Origin of the sequence: Mycolicibacterium aromaticivorans JS19b1 = JCM 16368 (assembly GCF_000559085.1) — a bacterium.
GTDB lineage: Bacteria > Actinomycetota > Actinomycetes > Mycobacteriales > Mycobacteriaceae > Mycobacterium > Mycobacterium aromaticivorans.
The window spans coordinates 2,230,529-2,253,084 of the sequence record NZ_JALN02000001.1; the positions used below are offsets into that span (position 1 = coordinate 2,230,529).

Sequence of the window (22,556 nt, forward strand, 5' to 3'; positions counted from 1 at the left end):
CGGACCGACCGGTGACAATTCGTGATCCCGCTGAGACCTTCCGCGTGTTTACTTTCCCCCGTGACCTGGTTGCTCGCGGTATGTGTCCCCGGGCTATTGATGCTTTCAACCTTCGGGTTGCAAAGACTTGAAGAGGCCTTGCGTGTCGATCGGACCGCCGCCGACGAGGTCACCGAATATCTGGAACGCGCAGCCACGACGCACGCCGCACAGGTCGCGCCGCGCGCCGAACCCGCGCTCGGACGGGCCGAAATGCCGTCCCGGCTGAGCGATGACGAGCCCGGTTTGCCCACGCGCTCACACGCCTACCCACGTCCCAATCCGCAATTTCACCGGACTCAATATGCCAATCGTGTGTAGCGTTGGCACGTCGAAAGACCGGTAACCACTAGACTGACCTTGCCCAGCCACACAGCTGGCCTGCGCATTTCATATCACCGAAGAGTTTAAGAGGGGCGACGTGGACGAGATCCTGGCGAGGGCCGGAATCTTCCAGGGAGTTGAACCCAGCGCTGTTTCCGCGCTGACGAAACAGCTTCAGCCGGTTGACTTCCCGCGGGGACATACGGTCTTCGCCGAGGGCGAGCCCGGCGACCGGCTGTACATCATCATCTCCGGGAAGGTGAAGATCGGCCGCCGTTCCCCGGACGGCCGGGAAAACCTGCTGACAATCATGGGTCCGTCGGACATGTTCGGTGAACTGTCCATCTTCGACCCGGGACCGCGGACGTCCAGCGCCACCACGATCACCGAGGTGCGCGCGGTCTCCATGGATCGTGATGCGCTGCGGGCTTGGATCGCCGACCGGCCGGAGATCGCCGAGCAGTTGCTGCGGGTGCTGGCTCGCCGTCTGCGCCGCACCAACAACAATCTCGCCGACCTGATCTTCACCGACGTCCCGGGCCGCGTCGCCAAGCAGCTGCTGCAGCTGGCTCAGCGATTCGGCACCCAGGAGGGCGGCGCACTGCGGGTCACCCACGACCTCACGCAGGAGGAGATCGCCCAGCTGGTGGGCGCCTCGCGCGAGACGGTCAACAAGGCGCTGGCCGACTTCGCCCACCGCGGCTGGATCCGCCTGGAGGGCAAGAGCGTGCTGATCAGCGACAGCGAGCGGCTGGCTCGCCGAGCGAGGTAAGCGCGGGCGGAGCTTGCGGAGCCCGCGCGCAGCCGAGCGAGTATCGGCACAGCGCCCGCTAAGTGCGTAGGTAGTCCATCTGGGCGCGCACCGATTTCTCGGCGGCGTCCCACAGTTTCTGGTCGACGTCGGTGTAGACGTGTTCGACGACCTGCCGCGCTGTGGCGTCCTCACCGAGCTCCCGCAGCGCCTGGCGAACCTGGTCGAGCCGTTCTTCGCGGTGCGACAGGTACAGGGTGGTGACGGCTTCGAGGTCCTCGAGATCGGGACCATGCCCCGGCAGCACCACGCGAGGCCCGAGCCCCTGTAGCCGGCGCAACGAATCCAGGTACTGGGTCAGGCTGCCGTCCTCGTCGTCGATGACGGTGGTGCCACGGCCGAGCACGGTATCGGCGGTCAGCACCGGACCTCTGCCGGTGCTGCGCTTGCCCCTGGCATCGTCGACCAGGAACGACAGTGAGTCCGCGGTGTGTCCGGGGGTGGCCATCACCGTGATCCGCAGGCCGGCGGCGTCGATGACTTCACCATCGCTCAGCGGTCCGCCGAGCCCGCGCAGGAACCCGCTGCCCACCGAGCGGACGACCGCACCGGTCCGGTCGACGATCTTGTCGATGCCGCCGGTGTGGTCTTCATGCTTGTGACTGATCAGCACCAGCGAAATGGTGCCGAGCGCGGCGAGCCTGTCGATGTGCTCGTCGTCGTCGGGACCCGGGTCGACGATCACCATCTCGGCGCTGCCGGGACCGCGCAACACCCACGTGTTGGTGCCGTCCAGCGTCATGATCCCCGGGTTGTTGCACAGGAGTACCGAGGCCGTGTCGGTCACCGGCCGCAGAATCCCGTACGCCGGATGGGTCATTCCACCTCGGCGATGAGCTCGACCTCCACCGGCGCATTCAGCGGCAGCTCGGACACTCCGACCGCGGAGCGGGCGTGCGTGCCGGCCTCGCCGAACACCTCGCCCAGGAACTCCGAGGCCCCGTTGACGACACCGGGTTGACCGGTGAATCCGGGCGCCGACGCGACGAACCCGACCACCTTGACGACCCGGGTCACGCTGTCGAGGCCCACCAGCGCGTCGATCGCGGCCAGTGCGTTCAGCGCGCACAACCGGGCGGCCTGCTTGGCCTGCTCCGCGGTCACCTCGGCGCCGACCTTGCCGGTGTGGATCAGGCTGCCCGATTCAGTCGGCAGCTGGCCAGAGGTATAGACGAGGTTGCCGGTTCGCACCGCGGGCACGTACGCCGCCAGCGGCGTGGCGGGCGTCGGGAGGGTCAGCCCGAGCTCGACCAGTTTCTGGGATGCGGTCACTTGGGGCGCTTCAGGTACGCGACATGCTGTTCGCCGGTAGGGCCGGGAAGGACCGCGACCAGTTCCCAGCCGTCGGCGCCCCACTGGTCGAGGATCTGCTTGGTGGCGTGGGTCAGCAGCGGAACCGTGGCGTATTCCCATGTCGTCGGTTGACTCATGACCGAAGCCTATCGCCCGCTCCCTTTGCCGCCGGGGCCCGCAGGGGCTTGGCTAGCATGCACTGATGGCGACCACATCGAGCGACGGCAGCTCTCTGGCCTGGCCCTCGCGTCTGACCAAGGCGCGTCTGCACTTCGTGACCGGCAAGGGCGGTACCGGCAAGACCACGGTCGCTGCCGCGCTCGCGCTGACCCTGGCCGCAGGCGGCCGCAGGGTGCTGCTGGTGGAAGTCGAAGGGCGGCAAGGCATTGCGCAGCTGTTCGACGTTCCGCCGTTGCCCTACGAGGAGCTGAAAATCGCCACCGCCGAGGGCGGCGGCCACGTCAACGCACTGGCTGTCGACATCGAGGCGGCGTTCCTGGAATACCTCGACATGTTCTACAACCTCGGCCTGGCCGGCCGGGCGATGCGCCGGATCGGTGCCATCGAGTTCGCAACGACGATCGCGCCCGGCCTGCGGGACGTTCTGCTCACCGGCAAGATCAAGGAGTCGGTGGTGCGACTGGACCGCAACAAGCGCCCGGCGTACGACGCGATCGTCGTCGACTCTCCCCCGACCGGCCGGATCGCCCGGTTCCTCGACGTCACAAAGGCCGTCTCGGACCTGGCCAAGGGCGGCCCGGTGCACTCTCAGGCCGACGGCGTGGTCAAGCTGCTGCACTCCGAGCAGACCGCGATCCATTTGGTGACCCTGCTCGAGGCGCTGCCGATTCAGGAGACCATCGAGGCCATCGAGGAACTCAAAGAACTCGGCCTACCCATCGGCAGCGTGATCGTGAACCGCAACATCCCGCCATTCCTGCCCGCCGCCGACCTCGCGAAGGCCGCCGAGGGCGACGTCGATGCCGACGCGGTGCGCGCCGGCCTCGACAAGGTGGGCATCCATCTGGGCGACGACGACTTCGCCGGGCTGCTGACGGAGACCATCGAGCACGCCAGTCGGATCAAGGCTCGCTCCGAGAGCGCTGAGCAACTCGACCGTCTGGAGGTTCCGCGCCTGGAGCTACCGACGATCGCCGACGGAGTGGATTTGGGAAGTCTGTACGAGTTGGCGGAAACACTTGCGCAGCAGGGTGTCCGATGAGTGATGCGAAGAGGACACAGCAGGTGGAAGTGACCACGACAATCGGAGTGAAGCGATGAGCACCGCGCCCCCAGTACTCGACATGAAGTCGATCCTGGCCGACAAGTCCAACCGGGTCGTGGTGTGTTGTGGCGCCGGTGGCGTCGGCAAGACCACCACCGCCGCGTCGATGGCGTTGCGCGCCGCTGAATACGGCCGCATCGTTGTGGTGTTGACCATCGACCCCGCCAAGCGGCTGGCGCAGGCTTTGGGAATCGAGGAGCTCGGCAATACCCCGCAGCGGGTACCGCTGGCGCCGGAGGTGACCGGTGAGCTGTACGCGATGATGCTCGACATGCGCCGGACGTTCGACGAGATGGTGGTCGAATACTCGGGATCCGAACGCGCACAGTCGATTCTGGACAACCAGTTCTATCAGACCGTCGCCACATCGCTGGCCGGCACGCAGGAATACATGGCCATGGAGAAGCTCGGTCAGCTGCTCGGACAGGACCGTTGGGATCTGGTGGTGGTGGACACCCCGCCGTCGCGCAACGCCCTGGACTTCCTCGACGCACCGAAGCGGCTCGGCAGCTTCATGGACGGCCGCCTGTGGCGGTTGCTGCTGGCGCCCGGTCGCGGCTTCGGCAAGCTGGTGACCGGTGTCGTCGGCCTGGCGATGAAGGCCATGTCGACCATCCTCGGTTCGCAGATGCTTTCGGACGCTTCGGCATTCGTGCAATCGCTGGATTCGACGTTCGGCGGTTTCCGCGAGAAGGCCGACCGCACCTACGAGTTGCTCAAGCGGCGCGGCACCCAGTTCGTGGTCGTGTCGGCGGCCGAGCCGGATGCGCTTCGCGAGGCGTCTTTCTTCGTCGACCGGCTCTCCGCGGAGGGCATGCCGTTGGCGGGGCTGATCCTCAACCGCACCCACCCGACGTTGTCCTCGCTCACCGTGGAGCGGGCCATCGACGGCATCGAGGGGTTGGAAGCCGCCGGCCCCGACAACGGGAACCAACTTGCGGCGGCGGTGCTGCAGATCCACGCCGACCGGGCGCAGACCGCGAAGCGGGAGGTGCGGTTGTTGTCGCGGTTCACGGGCGCCAATCCGCATGTTCCGGTGGTTGGCGTGCCCTCGTTGCCGTTCGATGTGTCGGATCTCGACGCCCTGCAGGCGATTGCCGATCAGATCACGGGAGAGACCGCGTAAAGAGAGTCCCGGCCGATCGGCCGGGACTCCTCGCGAAAATTAGCTGACGCTGCGGTGCTTGCGCTGCGCGGCGAAGAATTCCGACCAGGACACCACTTCGGGGTGCTGCTTGAGCAATGCGCGACGCTGACGTTCCGTCATGCCGCCCCACACACCGAATTCCACACGATTGTCGAGCGCATCCGCGCCACACTCGGCCATGACTGGACAGTGACGGCAGATGACGGCGGCTTTGCGCTGGGCGGCGCCGCGGACAAATAGCTCATCAGGGTCGGTTGACCGGCACAGAGCTTGCGAAACCCAAGCGATCCGGGCTTCCCCGTCCGCACCTGGGATGGATCCGTGCAAAAGCGCTGCGCTTGGCTTGCGAACAGCGGTCCGAATACCTGACACCGACGATCCCCTTCGTCCGGCCGCTGTCTGCGGCTGACAATCTTCAGGTGTAGGCCGCGTATGCGATCTACGCCACATTGCGACTTGGAGTGTTACCTGTATCGCACTGTCTGTTTAAGTTAGGTGGTCAGGTATCTTTTGCGCAACAGTTGAATCACAGGTTTTTTGGGACGACCGTCCAGACCGATCATGAACTGGCATTTTCTGACTATCGCGTAAATACCGTCGATATCCTCGTAGGCCGAGGGACGCTGCGCAAGACCAGTCCCGATCTCTCGTTACTCTGTAGCTCATGTCGGAACGCCCGCCAGCCGGGGCCACGATCATCAAGTTGGCCTGGTGCTGCCTGTTGGCCAGCGTGATACTCGCGGCGCTCCTATTTCCCGTGGTCGGCGGCGTGGGCCTGATTTCCAACCGCGCCTCCGATGTGGTGGCCAACGGCTCGGCCCAGCTGGTCGAGGGCGAAGTGCCCGCGGTGACCACCATGGTGGATGCCAAGGGCAACCCGATCGCTTGGCTGTACTCGCAACGTCGCTTCGAGGTTCCCAGCGACAAAATCGCCGACACCATGAAGCTGGCAATCGTGTCCATCGAGGACAAGAGATTTGCCGAACATAACGGTGTCGACTGGAAAGGCACGCTCACCGGCTTGGCCGGTTACGCCTCCGGCGACCTCGACACCCGCGGCGGCTCCACGATCGAGCAGCAGTACGTCAAGAACTACCAACTGCTGGTGATCGCCCAGACCGACGCCGAGAAGCGCGCGGCCGTGGAGACCACGCCGGCCCGCAAGCTGCGGGAGATCCGGATGGCGCTCACGCTGGACAAGACGTTCACCAAGCCTGAGATCTTGACCCGCTACCTGAACCTGGTCAGCTTCGGCAACGGCGCCTTCGGCATTCAGGACGCCGCCCAGACGTACTTCGGCATCGACGCCTCACAGCTGAACTGGCAGCAAGCCGCACTGCTGGCCGGGATGGTGCAGTCGACCAGCACGCTGAACCCGTACACGAACCCCGATGGCGCGCTGGCGCGCCGCAACCTCGTGCTCGACACGATGATCGACAACGTCCCCGGCAAGGCCGATGAACTGCGAGCCGCCAAGCAGGAACCGCTCGGCATCCTGCCGCAGCCGAATGAACTGCCGCGCGGCTGCATCGCCGCCGGCGATCGCGCATTCTTCTGCGATTACGTGCAGGAATACCTCGCGCGGGCCGGGATCAGCAAGGACCAGCTCGCCCGGGGCGGCTACCTGATCAAGACCACGCTGGATCCCGATGTGCAGAATTCGGTGAAGAGCGCCGTCGACTCGCTTGCCGCGCCGGATATCAACGGCATCGCCAGCGTGATGAGCGTCGTGTTGCCGGGCAAGAACGCTCACCCAGTGGTCGCGATGGTCAGTAACCGAACCTACGGCCTGAACTCCGCGGTCGGGGAAACCATGCAGCCGCAACCCTTTTCGCTCGCCGGCGACGGTGCGGGCTCGATCTTCAAGATCTTCACGACGGCCGCCGCGCTGGACATGGGCATGGGCATCAGCGCCAACCTCGACGCCCCCGCGCGCTTCGAGGCGAAAGGCCTCGGCAGTGGCGGCGCCAAAGGCTGCCCGCGGGACACCTGGTGTGTGCAGAACGACGGCAACTATCGCGGATCGATGAGCGTCACCGATGCGCTGGCCCAGTCGCCCAACACCGCGTTCGCCAAGCTGATTTCCCAGGTCGGCGTGCAGCGCACGGTCGACATGGCCGTCAAACTGGGCCTGCGTTCTTACGCCGAGCCCGGTACCGCGCGTCCGTACGATCCGGAGACCAACGAGAGCCTCGCCGACTTCATCAAGCGGCAAAATCTCGGATCGTTCACGCTGGGTCCCATTCAGGTCAACGCGCTCGAGTTGTCCAACGTCGCGGCCACGCTGGCCTCCGGTGGTACCTGGTGCCCGCCCAACCCGGTCGACAAGCTCTACGACCGCAACGGCAACGAGGTCTCGGTCACCACCGAGACCTGCGATCAGGTCGTGCCGGAAGGCTTGGCCAACACTCTGTCCAACGCGCTGAGCAAGGACGCCGTCAACGGTACCGCGGCAGGATCGGCCCGCGCGGTGGGCTGGGACCTGCCTACTTCGGGCAAGACCGGCACCACCGAGGCACACCGGTCCTCGGGTTTCCTCGGCTACACCAACCGCTATGCGGCGGCCGCCTACATCTACGACGACTCCACCACCCCGTCCGATCTGTGTTCCTACCCGCTGCGGCAGTGCAGCGACGGCAACCTCTACGGCGGTAACGAACCCGCCAAGACCTGGTTCACGGCGATGAAGCCGATTGCGACGAGCTTCGGCGACGTCGCGCTCCCGCCCACCGATCCGCGCTACGTCGACGGCGGCCCTGGCTCCCGGGTGCCAACCGTGTCGGGCCTGACGCAGGACGCGGCGCGCACCCGCCTGAAGGAATCCGGTTTCCAGGTGGCCGACCAGGCCAGCCCGGTCAACAGCACGTCGCCGGCCGGCACGGTGGTCGGCACGTCGCCGGGCGGCCAGACGATTCCCGGCTCGATCATCACGATCCAGATCAGCAACGGCATCCCGCCTGCCCCGCCGCCGCCTCCGCCTGGAGCTCCGCCGATACCGGGGGTCGACGGGGCGCCGTTCGGGCAGACCGTCGTCGAGATCCCCGGACTCCCGCCGATCACCGTTCCGCTGCTGGCCCCGCCTCCGCCGCCACCATGATCGGGTGAACGGCGGACGCGGGCAGTATTCTTGCCGGTATGGCTGTGCCGTCCGCTGTGAAGTCGTCCGCCCTCGTGGCCGCCGGCTCGGCCGCGCTTGCGGTCGGCTACGCCACGGTGATCGAACGCAACGCGTTCGTCGTTCGCGAAGTGACCATGCCGGTGCTGTCGCCCGGCTCCACGCCGTTGCGGGTGCTGCACCTCAGCGATATCCATATGCGCCCGGCGCAGCGGCACAAGCAGGCCTGGCTGCGTGAACTCGCCCGCTGGGAGCCCGACCTGGTGGTCAACACCGGCGACAACCTGTCCCACCCCAAGGCCGTGCCCGCGGTGGTGCAGGCAGTCGGGGACCTGTTGTCGGTGCCGGGTGTCTTCGTGTTCGGCAGCAACGACTACTTCGCCCCGAAGTTCAAGAACCCCGCACGGTACCTGTACGACAGCAACGGTCGTATCCACGGCAAGCCGCTGCCCTGGCAGGACCTGCGCGCGGCGTTCACCGAGCGCGGCTGGCTGGATCTGACCCACAACCGCCGCGACTTCGAGGTGGCCGGGCTGACGATCGCCGCCGCCGGCGTCGACGACCCGCATCTGGGCCGGGACCGCTACGACACCATCGCCGGGCCGCCGTCACCTGCGGCCAACCTGACCCTCGGCGTCGCGCACGCGCCCTACACCCGGGTGCTCGACCGCTTTGCCGCCGACGGCTATCAGCTGATCATGGCCGGCCACACGCACGGCGGACAGTTGTGCGTGCCGTTCTACGGCGCCTTGGTCACCAACTGCGATCTGGACCGCTCACGCGTCAAGGGTGCCTCGCGGTGGGGCGCCGACACCGCCCTGCACGTGTCGGCAGGCATCGGCACCGGGCCGTTCGCGCCGTTCCGGTTCTGCTGCCGTCCCGAGGCCACGCTGCTGACTTTGGTGGCCGCGCCGACCGGCGGGCATGACGAGACGCGAAGCGTGGTGCGGTCCAGCCCCACCGCCTCGGTGCGGTGAGCGCCGCCGCCTGCTGTCCCCGCCGGCGATGACTTCGGTCGCCGCACACACCCGGCCGCGCGGCTGGGTGGACAACGCAATCCGTCTGATCGAGGCCGATAGCCGGCGCAGCGCGGACACCCATCTACTGCGATACCCGCTACCGGCGTCGTGGAGCGGCGGTGTGGACATCGCGCTGTATCTCAAGGACGAGTCGACGCACATCACCGGCAGTCTCAAACACCGGCTGGCCCGGTCGCTGTTTCTGTACGGGTTGTGCAACGGCTGGATCGGCGAGCACACCACGGTCGTCGAGGCCTCCTCAGGATCGACAGCGGTGTCCGAGGCCTACTTCGCCGCGTTGTTGGGACTGCCGTTCGTCGCCGTGATGACCGCCTCGACGAGCGCGTCGAAGGTGAAGCTGATCGAGGCGCAGGGCGGACGGTGTCATTTCGTCGACGAGCCCGGCGAGGTGTACACGGCGGCTCAGCGAATCGCCGAGGAGACCGGTGGCCACTACCTGGACCAGTTCACCAACGCCGAGCGGGCCACCGACTGGCGGGGCAACAACAATATCGCCGAGTCGATCTACGACCAGATGAGTGCCGAACGCCATCCGATCCCGACGTGGATCGTGGTGGGCGCCGGCACCGGGGGCACCAGCGCCACGATCGGGCGCTATGTCCGGTATCGACGCCATGAAACGAAGTTGTGCGTGGTCGACCCGGAGAACTCGGCGTTCTTCCCGTCCTACGCGCACGGCCGCGACGTCGTCACCGGAGCACCGTCGCGAATCGAGGGCATCGGGCGTCCGCGCGTCGAGCCGTCGTTCCTGCCGGAGATCGTCGACCGCATGGTGAGCGTTCCCGATGCCGCATCGATCGCGGCAGCACATCACGTCTCGCGCGTATTGGGCCGTCGCGTCGGGCCCTCGACGGGAACGAACGTCTGGGGCGCGTTCGGCCTGTTGGCCGAGATGGTCGCGACCGGGGTCGGCGGCTCGGTGGTCACCCTGATCGCCGACAGCGGCGACCGATACGCCGACACGTACTACAACGCCGACTGGTTAGCGGGTCACAACCTCAACCCCGGCGAGCACGCAGACGCACTGGCCGAGTTCGAACGATCCTGCGGCTGGGTCTGGTCCGGCTCGTCGACGACGTCGTAGTCACCGGTCACCACCAGCCACAGCGCTGCGAGCAGGAAGAAACCCCCGTACACCACGGCCCCCAAAGCGGTCATCATCCGCCCCACCTTTCGCTGCTCGGCGCATTTGTGTCGCCGTCAGTTTCCATAACGCCACCGACAAGTCAGATCCATCCCGCGACACGCCGTGAACTTCGCCGAGAGCCCAACAAGCCGTTTGGCTTCTCACCGGTCGCGTGCGATACGCTGTCGAGGCTTCACGCGGGGTGTGGCGCAGCTTGGTAGCGCGCTTCGTTCGGGACGAAGAGGTCGTGGGTTCGAATCCCGCCACCCCGACTGCGAAAAGTACGAAGGCCTCGATCGATTATTCGATTGAGGCTTCTTTCGTTTCCTACCGGCTTTTCTCTACAGCCCCAGCGCTCGGTAGATGCCGGCCCGCTCGCGATAGGCGTCCGGCAGGGGCGCGAAGATCGTCCAGTCGTGGAACTGGCCCGTCCTGAGCACGAACGTGAAGTCCGCACCCGCGGCGGTGGCTTTGTCACGCAAGCGCAGCGCCTGCTGGGTCAGCAGATCCCGAGAGCTCGAGTAGACCGTCGTCGGCGGCAGTCCGCTCAACGAGCCGAAGATCGGGCTGACGACGGGATCATTCGCGGCAAGATCACCCGCCCACGTCAGAAGGTTGTTGTCATGCCCATCGTGGGGGTTGCCCAGCAGCGGGTCGTCGACCGGATTGGGGAACGTGTCACTGAGGTCGAGCGCCGGGGCCAGGAGCAGGAGGCGATGCGGCTGGGTGCCGTTGCGCTTGACGATCTCCTGCAGCGCGGCCAAGGCGATGGTGCCGCCGGCCGAGTCCCCCATCACGCTCACGTTGTCCGAGCCGTGCGCGGCGATCTGCGCGCCGATGAAGTCAGCCATCACCGGAATGTCGGTTGCCGCAGTGCCAACGGGCGCAAGGGTATACAGCGGGACCACGATCGTCGCATGCGTATCGCGGGCCATGTCGGTGTAGGTCCACCAATGGAAGATGCTGATCTGGCCGATGAACGAGCCGCCGTGAATGGCCACCACGTACTGGCCGCTCGGATCGCGCGGCGTCAGCGTCCACACGGCCATGCCCTCGTATTCCGTCTTCTGCGCTGTGATGCCGGAAAGCAGGAAGAAGTCTGGTTTGCCGTCGGTGAAGAACGGAATCTGCGCGCTGGTTCCACTCAAGCTGAACGGCAGATTGAAGGTCTTGGTGACGAAGTTGATGACGCGCAGGCCGGCCACCACCGCGCGCTGGAAAATCGTGGGCGGCGGACCGCTGTACAAGCTCTCGTCGACCGGCGGCACCGCCTCGACGGCAGCTGCCTGCGCCGTCGCGGTCGCCCTGGCCGACGATGCATGGGCGACCGCATAGGTGGTGGGATTTACCACCAAAGATGTTGTGGCATTTGCCTTTTCCGCTGCTAGCGCAGGCGAGACCACATCCTGGTTGCCGCGCCGTGCGGCACCGAGAACTGAGAGTGCCACCGCCACGACGTTGGGCGTCTTAGGCGCGGGGAGTGTGGACGTGATCCGCACCGGATTCGAAACCACCGACAGCGCTTGCGATTTCGTTACTGGAAGAGGTTTCTGTCGAGCGCTGGACGCGAATGTGTTCTTGGTCGACGCCGCCGACGAGGACGGGCCGGCCGATGCGGATCCGGTGTCCGCCCACGCGACAGCCTGCGCGGTCAACGCTATGCCCGCACCCACCCCGAGGGCAGCGGCAAGCCCACCGATTCGTCCGACGAACACGCCTGCTGCCATGGCCTGACCTCCCGACGACGCTGTGGCTAGGCCGAAGGTAGCAGGACTGCCCTGGTCGCACCCCTATTCTTCGAGGTCGTCAGCCAGGCGAACACCGACACAGCCGTCTGCCGGCCATGCGGCAACGGACCAGCCTCAACGTGTGCGCGTCAGAACGGCGGAGGCGGCAGCCCCGGCGGCGGGGGGAGCGGGGGCGGGCCGGGTAGCGGCGGCGAGCCCGGCAGGAACGGAATCCACGGCGGCGGCGGCAGCGCGGGCGGCGGCGGCAGCGGCGGCGGTCCGATCGCGGGCGGCGGAGGCAGTGGACCGAGCGCCGGCGGCGGTGGCAGCGCGGGGGCTGCCGGAGGCGGAGGCAACACCGGAGCTGCCGGCAATGCGGCAACCGCGGGCGGCGGCGGCAGCGCGGGGGCTGCCGGAGGCGGAGGCAACACCGGAGCTGCCGGCAACGCGGCTGCCGGCAACGCGGCTGCCGCCGGAACCGCAGCTGCCGCCGGAACCGCCGCCGCTGCCGGAACCGCCGCACCCGTCAAGGCCGCGAGCGGATTCCTTCCGTTCTGGAATGCGGAGAACACCAGCGCAGAGCCCACACTGCCGGCCACAGCGGTAGTGCCACCGATCGCACCATTGGCGATCGGTACCCCGATGGCGAGCCCGACATTTTGCGCGGCCTGGTCCTGGGCCGTCTGACGGGCCTCGTCCACTGAACGACCGATGGTGTTGTTGTACGTGTTCGTCAAGCTGTCGAGGTACGTCTGCAGATCCGACCCCTGATCGGCCGTCGCACTGGGGGCGGCTGCACCCGTGCCAGCCGCCGCAAACAGCGTTCCCAGCGACAACGAAGTCGCGGCCACCGCTCGAAGCGATGTATGACGAAGGCTCATATCGGCCTCCTTCCTGATGGCGCCATAGTATCGGGCCGGACGAGAAACCGACACTTACGTTTTTCTAAGGTGATGAGAATCCGGCCAGCAACGTGACAAAGCCTCAGTTCAGGTTGATGAAACGCTGTCATCGTCCCGGCTCACAGCGCTGCTGCGGCCGCCTGACCAGCGGCGCGCCCGGAGAACAGGCAGCCACCGAGGAACGTCCCCTCGAGCGCGTTGTAGCCGTGCACGCCACCGCCGCCGAACCCGGCGACCTCCCCCGCCGCGTACAGACCGTCGATCGGCTTGCCGTCCATTCCCAGCGCTCGTGACGACAGATCGGTCTGAATGCCGCCGAGGGTTTTTCGCGTCAGGATATGCAGCTTCACCCCGATCAGCGGCCCCGCACCCGGGTCGAGGATCCGATGCGGCGCCGCGGTCCGGCCGATGCGGTCCCCGATGTAGCGGCGCGAGTTGCGAATGCCTTGAACCTGCGCGTCTTTGGCGTACGGGTTCGCCATCTGCAGGTCGCGCGCCTCGATCTGCCGGCGAATCAGCCCCGCATCCAGTAACGGTTCAGGTGTCAGCGCATTCATCTTCGACACCAGCTCGTCGAGGCTGTCGGCCACCACGAAGTCCGCTCCGTTGCGCTTGAAGGCCTCCACGGGCGCCGGCGCGCCCTTGCTGAACAGTCGCTCCTTGAGAAACCCGGCGCGGTCCTTGCTGGTGATGTCCGGGTTCTGCTCGGAGCCCGACAGAGCGAACTCCCGCTCGATCATCTTCTGGGTCAGGATGAACCAGCTGTGGTCGTACCCGGCGATTTCCGGGGTGGTACGCAGATAGCGCAACGTGCCCAGGGTGTCGTAGCCGGGCAGGTACGGCTGGGGCAGCCGCCGGCCCAGCGCGTCGAACCACATCGATGACGGCCCCGGCAGGATCCGGATGGCATGGTCCGGCCAGATCGGCGCCCAGTTCTGAACGCCTTCGGTGTAGTGCCACATCCGGTCTCGGTTGACCAGCCGCACGCCGCCGCCGGCGGCGATGTCGAGCATCCGGCCGTCGACATAGGCGGGCACGCCGGTGATCATCGACGTGGGCGGTGTTCCCATCCGCTGCGGCCAGTACCGCCGGACGGCGTCGTGGTTCCCGCCGATACCTCCGGTCGTCACAATGACAGCCTGTGCGTGTAATTCGAAGTCTCCGAGGCGGTCCCGATTCGACGGCGCGCCGCGGGGAGCGTCGTCGGGTGCCAGCACCGTGCCCCGCACACCGGTCGCGACCCCGTCCGCGATGACCAGTTCGTCGACCCGGTGCCGGTGCCGGAAGGTCACCAGCCCGCGCTCGGCGGCTGCCAGCGCGGAGTCGACGAACGGCTCGACCACGCCGGTGCCGGTGCCCCATGCGACGTGGAAGCGCGGCACCGAGTTGCCGTGCCCGTCGGCGCGCAGATCACCCCGCTCGGCCCATCCGACGGTTGGCAGGAACGTGATGCCGTGCCCGAGCAGCCAGGGGCGCTTTTCACCGGCAGCGAACTCGACGTAGGCGCGGGCCCAACGCACCGCCCAGCTGTCCTCGTCGTCGACCCGGTCGAATTGCGCACTGCCGGACCAGTCGCCCCAGGCGAGCTCGAAGCTGTCCTTCACGCCCAGCCGGCGCTGCTCGGGGGTGTCGACCAAGAACAGGCCACCGAACGACCAGAATGCCTGCCCACCGAGGTTGGCCTCGTTCTCCTGGTCGAGCAGCAGCACCTTCTTACCGCGCCTGGTCAGTTCGTGGGTGGCGACAAGACCGGCCAGGCCGGCGCCGATCACGATGACGTCTGCGTCCATTTGATCTGAGCCCCTTCGGTGTCGAGAGGATTATCGTCCCCCCATGACGGAAATCAGTTTCGATCGGTGGTACCGGCCACTGGCTGCTCCGCTGGGACTGGGCCCCGGCCGTTGCGACGTCTCGGTCGCCGGCGCAACCTTGCACGTGTCGATGGGCTGAAGTTTCTCGGCCGACATTCCTCTGGCGCCGATCACCGACGCCAGAGCGGCGACGGGGCCGTTTCTCGGGTGGGGAGTACACGGGTGGCGAGGCCGATGGCTGGTGAACGGCTCGTCGAAAGGTGTGGTCGAGCTGAGCATCGATCCGCCGGTACAGGCCAAGGTGGTCGGAGTTCCCACGACACTGCGGACGCTACTCGTCAGCGTCACCGACCCCGACGCCCTGATCGCCGCTTGCTCAGGCAAGTAAAACCGCAACTGAAGTGACAGAAGGGGTTTAGCTCCACGCCTCAGTGGGGACAAGCTTTAGGTGACGCTTGCTCCCACAGTTGTAGAACCGCGCCTCCCCGAAGCTCGTGGCCCGGTGTCGATGGCGGTCCTCGAGCTTCTCACCGAACGCGCGCCCCGCAATCATCTGCACCGGATCGACGTGTCACTGCATGACTCCGATCCCTACGGCGTCGACATCCAGCTCGCGCTCTACGTCTGCTACGAGCTGCACTACCGCGGATTCACCGGCGTCGACCCGGGCTGGGAGTGGAACCCGGGACTGCTGCATCTGCGCGCCCAACTCGAAGAGATGTTCCTGACGGCTGTGCAGCGCGATGTCGGTGACATCGGCCCCGAAGACACCGCCGATGCCGAGATGGCGAAGCTGACGGTAGAGCCGGCCGGCGGCACCGGACCGTCCTACTTCCTGCGCAGCAAGGGCACCTGGGAGCAGATGCAGGAGTATTTCGTACATCGCTCGCTCTACCACCTCAAGGAGGGCGACCCGCACGCATGGGCCATCCCCCGGCTGACCGGCCTGGCCAAGGCGGCGTTCGTGGCCATCGAGTTCGACGAATTCGGTGGTGGCAGAAGCGATCACGTGCATCAGCAGCTTTTCGCCGACCTCATGGTCGCCGCCGGCCTGGACGCGAGTTACCTCGGCTACATCGACGCGGTGCCCACCGAGTCGCTCGCTGTGGTGAACCTGATGTCACTGTTCGGCCTGCACCGCGCCTATCGGGGCGCCGCGATCGGACACTTCGCCTCCACCGAGATCACCTCGTCGCCGGGGTCGCGCCGACTGGTCGATGCCATGGAGCGCATGGGTGCGCCGGACACCTGCGCACGGTTCTACCGTGAGCATGTGGAGGCTGACGCCGTGCACGAGCAGGTGGTGCGTACTGACGTCGTCGGCGACCTGGTGAGCCGAGAGCCGGCGCTGGACCGGGATGTCGTCTTCGGAATCCGGGCCCACCTGATGGTGGAGGACCGGCTCGCCGATCACCTGATGCGCTGCTGGACCAGCGGGCGCAGCTCGCTACGCCGGCCGCTCAGTAGCTGAAGATTCGCCGTCGCCGGTACGCCGGCGACGACGATGGCTGGTGTCGCACAGCGGATAGGTCTTGCTGCGCTTGCACATACAGATGGCCACCATGAAGCGGTCGGACTCGACGACAGAGCCGTCGGGCATCTCGATCCGGACCGGCCCCTGCACCATCATGGGGCCGCCGCTGACGATCCGGACCACCCGGGGTTCGGCGTCGCTCACCGCTTTTCCGCGCGAATCACCACGATTTCCTCCTCCCGCCTTCCGGCAGGAAGCATACCGATCTTCTCCATCCACAATGCCCGGGCGCTCAGCACCGGCCCGAACGGAATGACCTGGCTGAGAACGACGTCCGCGTCCAGTCCTGTGCCACGCAACCGGGCCAGCGACTGCTCGGTGTCCGAAAACTCCGACTGGACAATGAGCATCGTTCCCCAGTCACTGAGTAGTTCGGCAGCCGAGTCGCACAGCGGATTGAGCACCTGGCGGCCGTCGACACCGGCATTCCATGCCGTGGGCGGGCCCACTTCGGCAGAGATGTCCTCGAGGTGTGCGTCGGGACTCGTTGGTACGTAAGGCGGATTGGAGACCACGAGGTCAAAGGGACCGGCCGCGAGAGCATCTCCCCAAGTACCCAGCCGAGCGTCGACACCGACGCCGGCGTCGTCGGCGTTGGCGGTCGCACATCGAACTGCCTTGGGGCAGATATCGAATGCGGTAACACTGTGGGCTCCCAATTGTGCGGCCGCGATCGCGATCACGCCGCTTCCCGTGCAGAGATCGACGACACGGCGGCCGGTAACTGCGCCAGTGAGGGTCATGGCTTCGATGAGCAATTGCGAATCATGTTGCGGCGCATACACGCCAGGAACAACGGCAACCGAACTTTGAAGGTCGGGGTAGAGAATGGTCAACATTGGCCTTTCGACAGTCGATCGCGCCCGTGTTTTCTCACCGCGCTGCGAGATACATGCCCCATTACGGGGGCGTTAAACCCGCTGGTGTGTTTGCCCGCGTCGCCGACCGGGAAGGCGTTGGGTGTGAAAGCTTCCGATCTTGCAGCCCTTCCGATCGCCGCCGGCGCCGCACTACGGCAGCGCCGCTTCTTCCATCCCAGCGGCGTGTTGGCCAATGGCACGATCGAGCGGTTGTCGCCACCGCATGAAGGCCTTCCGGTCGAATCCGGCAACGTGGTCGGTCGCATCTCGAAAGCGGTCGGCCTTCCGGGCACCCTGCCGGATGCCGCCGGGCTTGCCTGGCGGATGCCTCCTGCCCCGTTCGCGGCGACCCCGTGGGATGTCCTGCTGGTGTCTGCGGGTTTCGGGTCGAGCGCCCTCGTGCCCAACCGCATGGCGTTGCGTGCCGTGACATCATGGTCTGAGGCCGTGTACTCGAGCCTGCTGCCGCTGCGATACGAGGGCGAGTTGTGGTGGATCCGAGCTCGCATGACCACACCCGTAGGCGGCTCAGGATTGTCGCTACACGCAGTGCACCAACGGATCAACGGCGACGGCCTCGACTTCGACATCGAGCAAGCGCGTGGGAATGGCGAATTCGAGCCGATGGCGAGCCTGCGGCTCACCGAGGTGGTGCCGCTGAACCAGCAAGGCGAGCACGACGTCTCCTTCGATCCGGTCCGGCACAGTGCACCGGAAGTGCAGGTCTGGCCGGAGTGGTTGCGAAACCTCCGGGCCACGGCATACCGCAGCAGCCGAGAAGGACGCGACGCCGAGTCCTAGTCGGGTGGCTCCTGGTCAGGGGATTCGGCGACGTCAGGGGTCACTTCGCGCGTGGCCATCCCACCCTGGCCGCCCTTGTCCGCCGGACCGGGCCTGCCGCCGCGCGGCGCGTCTTGGTGATCGTCGGTGTAATCGGCGTGGTCTTCCTCATCCGAGGTGCGGTCGGTCATGACGACCGGAATTACCCGGCGTCATCCGTTTCAACCCATTGGTGGGGGGTATCACGCCACCACAACGCCGATAACGAGGGGAAATGCCCGTGGATGCATTGACTTTCTTACGTGCCGACCACGAAGGTGTGCTCGGAATGTTCGAGGTGCTCGACGGTGCGCCGTCGGGTGAGGGTGCGATGGACAGCGGTCTGGGCACCATGGTGACGAACCTGATCATCGCCGAGTCCCAGCACGAGGCGATCGAGGAGCAGTTGTTCTGGCCATTCGTGCGCAAGGCGCTCGACAACGGTGACGAACTGGCCGACCAGGCGATCGCTCAGGAACAGGAGGGCAAGAAGCTGCTCCAGCGGCTGGAGGACGGTGGACCGGGCGAGGCCGATTACCACAAGGCCTTGGCGGCGTTTATCAAAGCGGGACGGAAACACATCGCTTTCGAGCAGGACCAGGTGTGGCCGCTGCTGCATTCGGCGGTCGGCCACGCCGAGCTCGAGCAGCTCGGCCAGAAGTTGGCTCTCGCCAAGAAGATCGCGCCGACGCGTCCCCATCCGAACACTCCGCCGAGTTCCATGGTCCAACAAACCATCGGGTCCGCCGCAGGTATCGTCGACCACGCGCGAGACGTTGTGACCGGTCGTGCCGGTGAGAACCCACCTGACCCGCAGGGCCGCTGAGAGAGGGCCACGTACGAAAAGACCGGTGCCGGAAATACTTTCCGGCACCGGTCTTTGACTGCGTCAGCTGGTCGGGCTGTGCTGCTCGTGGGTGAACGGCTTCGCGCTGTCCACCTTCGGCGTACCTTGAGGATTGCGTTCCGATCCCTTGTTCTGCCATGCCGAACTGCCGACCCAGTCCGTGGGGTTCTCGATGTACTTCCACTCCATGCCGTCAGGCCACGGGCCCTGGCCTTCGTTCCACGGCCCGCGCACCGAGCCTTCACCGTCGGACATGTTGAGTGCCACGTTCTGGAACCGCTCGTCGCCGGGCAACTGACCGGGCGGAAAGTTCACCGGAAGGTCGTTGAGCGCCGAGGTGAATTGCTGGAAGTGCGTGACTTCGCGAGTCATGAGAAAGCTCAGGGTGTCCTGAACGCCAGGGTCGGTCGTGAATTGCTTGAGATATTCGTACACGACCTTGGCCCGCGACTCCGCCGCGATGTTGCTGCGCAGGTCGACAGTCGGATCGCCGTTGGAGTTCACATATGCACCGCTCCATGGTGCACCCGCCGAATTGCCAACATCCGGTCCGGCTCCGGTCAGGGCGAAATGCAAGGGATTCACCGCCACCGAGTGGATGATTTGGTCGCGGCCGTCCCCGCTGGCGACCGCGGGCATCCAATCGCAGATGTCGTTGGCCTGCTTGAGGTCGTCGTTGAGACCGTCGAGCAACATCGTGATCATCGACCCGACCATCTCGAGATGGCTGAGTTCCTCGGTCGCGATGTCCATGAATAGGTCGTACATCCGGGGGTTCTTCCGCCGCAGGACGAACGCCTGGGTGAAGTATTGCATTGCTGCTGCCAGTTCGCCATTGGCTCCACCAAACTGCTCCTGCAACAGCTTCGCGAACCTCGGGTCGGGCTGAGTGACCCGGACGTCGAATTGAAGATCTTTGTTGTGGATGAACATCCGTACCCCTTCTACTTGTTTGGGTTTGGCTCGGTTACCCGACAGTTTTGGTGCCAAACGCCATACGAGATAAGGGATTTACAATCAGTTGGCGGCGTCCCGCAGCTTCGCCAACAACGGTTCGGCCGCCTTCGCCAGGAACTCGTCCTGCCCCTCGTCACCGATCTGCACAAGTGCGATGTCGGTGAACCCGGCTTCCCAGTACTCCTTCACCGATTCGACGATGGCGTCAAGATCGGGTCCGCACGGAATGCTCTCCGCGACGTCCTGCGGTCTGACGAACTGGGTGGCGCCCGCGAATCCGGCGGGGGTGGGCAGGTCGGCGTTGACGTCCCAGCCGCCGCCGAACCAGCGGAACTGGTCGTGTGCCCGTTGGATCGCGGCGTCGCGGTCGGTGTCCCAGCACACCGGGATCTGCCCGATGACCCGGCCACCCCCTGCCAGACCGGTGGCTTGGCGCGCCCCGTGCCAGGCGTCGACCAGTTTTCCGTCGGGTTCCACCGCGATCAGGTGGTCACTCACGGTCGCGAAGCTCTCCACGGAACGCTCGCCCGACATCGCGACGCCGATGGTGACCGGTTCGTCGGGGATGTCCCAGATCCGTGCCGAATCGACCTCGAAGTAGTCGCCCTTGTGGTCCACGAGATCACCGCTCAACAGCTCGCGGATCACCACGATCGCCTCTTTGAGCATGTCCTGGCGCCGCTGGACCGTCGGCCACCCCTTACCGACGACGTGTTCGTTGAGGTTCTCACCGGAACCCAGACCCAGGGTGAATCGGCCGTCGGCCAGGATCTGCAGTGTGGCGGCCTGTTGCGCGACAACAGCGGGGTGATAGCGCATGGTCGGACAGGTCACGTAGGTGTAGAGCGCCACCCGGTCGGTGGCGTGTGCGACCGCGCCCAGCGTCGTCCAGGCATTGGGAGCGTGCCCTTGGGAGGTCAGCCACGGTGAGAAGTGGTCACTGGAGACTTCGAAGTCGAAGCCTGCTTGTTCAGCCGAAACAGCGTAGCGCACAAGGTCTTTGGGCCCGCTCTGCTCGGTCATGAGGGTGTATCCGAAGCGCGTCATGCGCGACGAGTACCCCGACGCCGGCGAGTGAAACGACTACAGGCGCGCTTTGACCGCCGCGGACAGCCGCGAACCGTCGGCCTTACCCGCGGCGATCGCGTTGGCCGCCTTCATCACCAAACCCATCTGCTTGGTCGACGGGCGCTCACCGATCTCCTCGGCCACCTGTGCGATAGCAGTGTCGGCTACATCGGCCACCTCGGCATCGGTCAGCGGAGTCGGCAGGTACTCGTCGATGATCCGCGCCTCGGCGTGTTCCTCTGCTGCCAGCTCGCCGCGCCCGTTCTGGGTGTAGATCTCGGCGGACTCGCTGCGTTTCTTGGACTCCCTCGCAAGGACCTTCAGCACGTCCTCGTCGGAGAGGTCCCGCGCCTGCTTGCCGGCGACCTCCTCGGTCTGGATCGCCGCAAGCAGCAGCCGCAGCGTCGCGGTTCGCAACTTGTCCTGGGTCTTCATCGCTTCGGTGAGGTCCGATCTGAGCCGGTCCTTGAGCTCCGCCATGGCGCAAACGCTACGCGCCCGGGATGGCGAGGACGTTGAGAAATACTTCGCCGCTCGACAGGATGGGCTGATGAGCTACGACGTCGGGGCTGTTCGCCGGTGACGGTACCCCCAGGACCGCCGCCGGGATGGCCTGGTCAACCGCCCTTCCCGCCTTCCGGATATCCCCCGCCGGGTTACCCGCCGCCGGGCTACGGGCCGCCGGGATATCCCCCGCCGGGCTACGGCCCCCCAGGGTTCCCGCCACCGGGCTACGGCCCCCCAGGGTTCCCGCCACCGGGCTACGGCCCCCCAGGGTTCCCGCCACCGGGCTACGGCCCCCCAGGGTTCCCGCCACCGGGCTACGGCCCCCCAGGGTTCCCGCCGCCCGGTTACGGCCCGCAGCTGCCCATGGCAGCCAAACCGGGCATCATTCCGCTGCGGCCGCTGTCGCTGAGCGACATCTTCAACGGCGCAGTCGGCTACATCCGGGCCAACCCGAAGGCGACGCTGGGTCTGACAACGGTCGTCGTGGTGATCACTCAGGCGCTCGCTCTCATCCTGCAGCTGGGTCCGCTGCTTTCGATGGGCAAGGTGGGCGCGCAGCGCGGCGAGGAGCTGTCCATGCCGGCGATGTTGGGCTCCGCGGCGTCCAGTGCGACTAGCGCGCTGACGACCGCTCTGGCTGGGATTCTGCTGTCCGGCATGCTCACCGTCGTCGTGGGCCGAGCGGTCTTCGGCACCAAGATCACCGTCGGCGAGGCGTGGCAGCGCGTCCGCGGCAGGCTGTGGGCACTGATCGGCTTCAGCGCCCTGGAAGTCCTCGCCGTCCTCCTGGTGGCCGGCGTGGTCGTGGCGGTCATCGCCGGTATTGCGGTGGCCGGCAACGGCACCGCTGCGGTGATCGTGGGCATTCCGCTGGTGCTCGGGTTGATCGCTGCGGTGGCCTACCTGTACACCGCACTGTCGTTCGCGCCCGCGGCCGTCGTACTCGAGCGCAAGCCGATCATGGCATCCATCCGGCGCTCGTTTGGCTTGGTACGCAACCACTTCTGGCGCATATTCGGCATTCGGCTGCTCGCATCGGTGGTGGCCGGTGTCATCGCCGGAGCGGTCGCCGTTCCGTTCAGCATCGCCGGGCAGGTGTTCCTTCTCGGAGCGGACTCCTCGGGACCGATAATCCTCGCCACCACATTGACCGCCATTGGAGGTGCGATCGCCCAGATCATCGTCGCGCCGTTCACCGCAGGTGTGACGGTGCTGCTGTACACCGACACCCGCATTCGCGCGGAGGCCTTCGATCTGGTGCTGCAGACCGGTGCCACCGCGGCGCCGGCGGAATCCGCGGCTGCCGACGATTTGTGGCTCACACCGCTGCGCTGACGCGCCGGA

At 66.3% G+C, this 22,556-nt stretch carries 24 protein-coding genes, 1 tRNA gene and 1 pseudogene; 13 read left to right on the forward strand and 13 right to left on the reverse strand.

The window, feature by feature from the left end:
* The first annotated feature begins 60 nt into the window (after nt 1–60).
* A complete protein-coding gene (locus tag Y900_RS10840) occupies nt 61–360 on the forward strand; it encodes a hypothetical protein (RefSeq protein WP_131536139.1) in 300 nt (99 codons plus the stop codon).
* 100 nt (nt 361–460) lie between these two features.
* The gene (gene crp / locus Y900_RS10845; protein WP_005138643.1) at nt 461–1,135 is read left to right on the forward strand and encodes a cAMP-activated global transcriptional regulator CRP; all 675 of its coding nucleotides are present in this window, start codon (nt 461–463) and stop codon (nt 1,133–1,135) included.
* A gap of 58 nt (nt 1,136–1,193) precedes the next feature.
* Here crp and Y900_RS10850 read toward each other — a convergent pair whose 3' ends face one another.
* From Y900_RS10850 to Y900_RS31665, 3 genes are read right to left on the reverse strand one after another with little or no spacing between them, the layout of a single operon-like run.
* A complete protein-coding gene (locus tag Y900_RS10850) occupies nt 1,194–1,994 on the reverse strand; it encodes an MBL fold metallo-hydrolase (protein ID WP_036341842.1) in 801 nt (266 codons plus the stop codon).
* Complete coding sequence (locus tag Y900_RS10855) at nt 1,991–2,446, reverse strand: RidA family protein (RefSeq protein ID WP_036341843.1); 456 nt, start codon at nt 2,444–2,446, stop codon at nt 1,991–1,993. Before Y900_RS10855 ends, Y900_RS10850 begins: the two co-directional genes overlap by 4 nt.
* A complete protein-coding gene (locus Y900_RS31665; RefSeq protein ID WP_005138621.1) occupies nt 2,443–2,604 on the reverse strand; it encodes a Sp36 family protein in 162 nt (53 codons plus the stop codon). The genes Y900_RS10855 and Y900_RS31665 overlap by 4 nt, the downstream gene beginning before the upstream one ends.
* A 62-nt stretch (nt 2,605–2,666) precedes the next feature.
* On the opposite strand from Y900_RS31665, the gene bagA reads away from it, so the two are divergent.
* Both bagA and bagB read left to right on the forward strand, forming a co-directional pair.
* Nucleotides 2,667–3,689 (forward strand): ATPase BagA, encoded by a 1,023-nt coding sequence (gene bagA, locus Y900_RS10860; protein ID WP_109751054.1) that lies wholly within the window; start codon nt 2,667–2,669, stop codon nt 3,687–3,689.
* Nucleotides 3,690–3,744: 55 nt separating this feature from the next.
* Nucleotides 3,745–4,878, forward strand: a complete 1,134-nt coding sequence (bagB, locus tag Y900_RS10865; RefSeq protein ID WP_036341845.1) for an ATPase BagB — start codon at nt 3,745–3,747, stop codon at nt 4,876–4,878.
* Between the two features lie 39 nt (nt 4,879–4,917).
* On the opposite strand, the gene Y900_RS10870 is transcribed toward bagB, so the two are convergent.
* Nucleotides 4,918–5,271: a WhiB family transcriptional regulator gene (locus Y900_RS10870; protein WP_036341846.1), complete on the reverse strand. Its 354-nt coding sequence runs from the start codon at nt 5,269–5,271 to the stop codon at nt 4,918–4,920.
* 292 nt (nt 5,272–5,563) lie between these two features.
* On the opposite strand from Y900_RS10870, the gene ponA2 reads away from it, so the two are divergent.
* The 4 genes from ponA2 to Y900_RS10890 all read left to right on the forward strand — a co-directional run bounded on the left by ponA2 (nt 5,564) and on the right by Y900_RS10890 (nt 10,452).
* The gene (gene ponA2, locus Y900_RS10875) at nt 5,564–7,996 is read left to right on the forward strand and encodes a transglycosylase/D,D-transpeptidase PonA2 (RefSeq protein WP_036341847.1); all 2,433 of its coding nucleotides are present in this window, start codon (nt 5,564–5,566) and stop codon (nt 7,994–7,996) included.
* A gap of 38 nt (nt 7,997–8,034) precedes the next feature.
* Nucleotides 8,035–8,991 (forward strand): metallophosphoesterase, encoded by a 957-nt coding sequence (locus tag Y900_RS10880; RefSeq protein ID WP_036341848.1) that lies wholly within the window; start codon nt 8,035–8,037, stop codon nt 8,989–8,991.
* A gap of 28 nt (nt 8,992–9,019) precedes the next feature.
* Nucleotides 9,020–10,138 carry an L-cysteine desulfhydrase Cds1 gene (gene cds1, locus Y900_RS10885; protein ID WP_036341849.1) on the forward strand — a complete coding sequence of 373 codons (1,119 nt, stop codon included), beginning with the start codon at nt 9,020–9,022 and terminating at the stop codon, nt 10,136–10,138.
* Nucleotides 10,139–10,378: 240 nt separating this feature from the next.
* Nucleotides 10,379–10,452, forward strand: a tRNA-Pro gene (locus Y900_RS10890).
* Nucleotides 10,453–10,521: 69 nt separating this feature from the next.
* Here the strand turns inward: Y900_RS10890 and Y900_RS10895 are convergent.
* From Y900_RS10895 to Y900_RS10905, 3 genes are all read right to left on the reverse strand, one after another.
* Entirely contained in the window at nt 10,522–11,907 is a 1,386-nt protein-coding gene (locus tag Y900_RS10895) for an alpha/beta hydrolase (RefSeq protein ID WP_051659998.1), read from the reverse strand.
* Nucleotides 11,908–12,056: 149 nt separating this feature from the next.
* Complete coding sequence (locus tag Y900_RS30225) at nt 12,057–12,788, reverse strand: hypothetical protein (RefSeq protein WP_131536141.1); 732 nt, start codon at nt 12,786–12,788, stop codon at nt 12,057–12,059.
* A gap of 140 nt (nt 12,789–12,928) precedes the next feature.
* A complete protein-coding gene (locus Y900_RS10905; RefSeq protein WP_036341850.1) occupies nt 12,929–14,599 on the reverse strand; it encodes an FAD-binding dehydrogenase in 1,671 nt (556 codons plus the stop codon).
* 43 nt (nt 14,600–14,642) lie between these two features.
* Here Y900_RS10905 and Y900_RS10910 point away from each other — a divergent pair.
* Both Y900_RS10910 and Y900_RS10915 read left to right on the forward strand, forming a co-directional pair.
* Nucleotides 14,643–15,008: pseudogene (locus Y900_RS10910) on the forward strand (hypothetical protein).
* Nucleotides 15,009–15,068: 60 nt separating this feature from the next.
* On the forward strand, nt 15,069–16,091 hold the full coding sequence (locus Y900_RS10915) for an iron-containing redox enzyme family protein (protein ID WP_036341851.1): 1,023 nt from the start codon (nt 15,069–15,071) through the stop codon (nt 16,089–16,091).
* On the opposite strand, the gene Y900_RS10920 is transcribed toward Y900_RS10915, so the two are convergent.
* Together Y900_RS10920 and Y900_RS10925 are read right to left on the reverse strand one after the other, a co-directional pair.
* Nucleotides 16,068–16,298: a CDGSH iron-sulfur domain-containing protein gene (locus Y900_RS10920; protein WP_036341852.1), complete on the reverse strand. Its 231-nt coding sequence runs from the start codon at nt 16,296–16,298 to the stop codon at nt 16,068–16,070. The genes Y900_RS10915 and Y900_RS10920 overlap by 24 nt on opposite strands.
* Nucleotides 16,295–16,990, reverse strand: a complete 696-nt coding sequence (locus tag Y900_RS10925) for a HemK2/MTQ2 family protein methyltransferase (RefSeq protein WP_036346433.1) — start codon at nt 16,988–16,990, stop codon at nt 16,295–16,297. Before Y900_RS10925 ends, Y900_RS10920 begins: the two co-directional genes overlap by 4 nt.
* A 126-nt stretch (nt 16,991–17,116) precedes the next feature.
* On the opposite strand from Y900_RS10925, the gene Y900_RS10930 reads away from it, so the two are divergent.
* Nucleotides 17,117–17,815, forward strand: coding sequence for a hypothetical protein (locus Y900_RS10930; RefSeq protein ID WP_036341853.1), 699 nt, complete (start codon nt 17,117–17,119; stop codon nt 17,813–17,815).
* Here Y900_RS10930 and Y900_RS32715 read toward each other — a convergent pair.
* Entirely contained in the window at nt 17,812–17,985 is a 174-nt protein-coding gene (locus Y900_RS32715; protein ID WP_192827498.1) for a hypothetical protein, read from the reverse strand. The two genes, Y900_RS10930 and Y900_RS32715, sit on opposite strands and share 4 nt — an antisense overlap.
* An 89-nt stretch (nt 17,986–18,074) precedes the next feature.
* On the opposite strand from Y900_RS32715, the gene Y900_RS10935 reads away from it, so the two are divergent.
* Nucleotides 18,075–18,659 (forward strand): hemerythrin domain-containing protein, encoded by a 585-nt coding sequence (locus tag Y900_RS10935; RefSeq protein WP_036346436.1) that lies wholly within the window; start codon nt 18,075–18,077, stop codon nt 18,657–18,659.
* 63 nt (nt 18,660–18,722) lie between these two features.
* Here the strand turns inward: Y900_RS10935 and Y900_RS10940 are convergent, their stop codons facing one another.
* From Y900_RS10940 to Y900_RS10950, 3 genes are all read right to left on the reverse strand, one after another.
* On the reverse strand, nt 18,723–19,613 hold the full coding sequence (locus Y900_RS10940; protein WP_036341854.1) for a manganese catalase family protein: 891 nt from the start codon (nt 19,611–19,613) through the stop codon (nt 18,723–18,725).
* An 84-nt stretch (nt 19,614–19,697) separates the two neighbouring features.
* Nucleotides 19,698–20,684, reverse strand: a complete 987-nt coding sequence (locus Y900_RS10945) for an LLM class F420-dependent oxidoreductase (RefSeq protein WP_036341855.1) — start codon at nt 20,682–20,684, stop codon at nt 19,698–19,700.
* A gap of 36 nt (nt 20,685–20,720) precedes the next feature.
* Nucleotides 20,721–21,185 (reverse strand): GatB/YqeY domain-containing protein, encoded by a 465-nt coding sequence (locus Y900_RS10950; protein ID WP_036341856.1) that lies wholly within the window; start codon nt 21,183–21,185, stop codon nt 20,721–20,723.
* A gap of 42 nt (nt 21,186–21,227) precedes the next feature.
* Here Y900_RS10950 and Y900_RS10955 point away from each other — a divergent pair, with 42 nt between their 5' ends.
* Nucleotides 21,228–22,547: a DUF7847 domain-containing protein gene (locus Y900_RS10955; RefSeq protein WP_475035282.1), complete on the forward strand. Its 1,320-nt coding sequence runs from the start codon at nt 21,228–21,230 to the stop codon at nt 22,545–22,547.
* Nucleotides 22,548–22,556: the final 9 nt, after the last annotated feature.

Excerpts from the sequence above, each read along its gene's own strand:
- Y900_RS10850 (WP_036341842.1), bottom strand. The coding sequence starts at position 1,994 with ATGACCCATCCGGCGTACGGGATTCTGCGGCCGGTGACCGACACGGCC.
- Y900_RS31665 (WP_005138621.1), bottom strand. The coding sequence starts at position 2,604 with ATGAGTCAACCGACGACATGGGAATACGCCACGGTTCCGCTGCTGACC.
- bagB (WP_036341845.1), top strand. The coding sequence starts at position 3,745 with ATGAGCACCGCGCCCCCAGTACTCGACATGAAGTCGATCCTGGCCGAC.
- ponA2 (WP_036341847.1), top strand. The coding sequence starts at position 5,564 with ATGTCGGAACGCCCGCCAGCCGGGGCCACGATCATCAAGTTGGCCTGG.
- Y900_RS10880 (WP_036341848.1), top strand. The coding sequence starts at position 8,035 with ATGGCTGTGCCGTCCGCTGTGAAGTCGTCCGCCCTCGTGGCCGCCGGC.
- cds1 (WP_036341849.1), top strand. The coding sequence starts at position 9,020 with ATGACTTCGGTCGCCGCACACACCCGGCCGCGCGGCTGGGTGGACAAC.
- Y900_RS10895 (WP_051659998.1), bottom strand. The coding sequence starts at position 11,907 with ATGGCAGCAGGCGTGTTCGTCGGACGAATCGGTGGGCTTGCCGCTGCC.
- Y900_RS30225 (WP_131536141.1), bottom strand. The coding sequence starts at position 12,788 with ATGAGCCTTCGTCATACATCGCTTCGAGCGGTGGCCGCGACTTCGTTG.
- Y900_RS10905 (WP_036341850.1), bottom strand. The coding sequence starts at position 14,599 with ATGGACGCAGACGTCATCGTGATCGGCGCCGGCCTGGCCGGTCTTGTC.
- Y900_RS32715 (WP_192827498.1), bottom strand. The coding sequence starts at position 17,985 with ATGACCGACCGCACCTCGGATGAGGAAGACCACGCCGATTACACCGAC.
- Y900_RS10940 (WP_036341854.1), bottom strand. The coding sequence starts at position 19,613 with ATGTTCATCCACAACAAAGATCTTCAATTCGACGTCCGGGTCACTCAG.
- Y900_RS10945 (WP_036341855.1), bottom strand. The coding sequence starts at position 20,684 with ATGACGCGCTTCGGATACACCCTCATGACCGAGCAGAGCGGGCCCAAA.
- Y900_RS10950 (WP_036341856.1), bottom strand. The coding sequence starts at position 21,185 with ATGGCGGAGCTCAAGGACCGGCTCAGATCGGACCTCACCGAAGCGATG.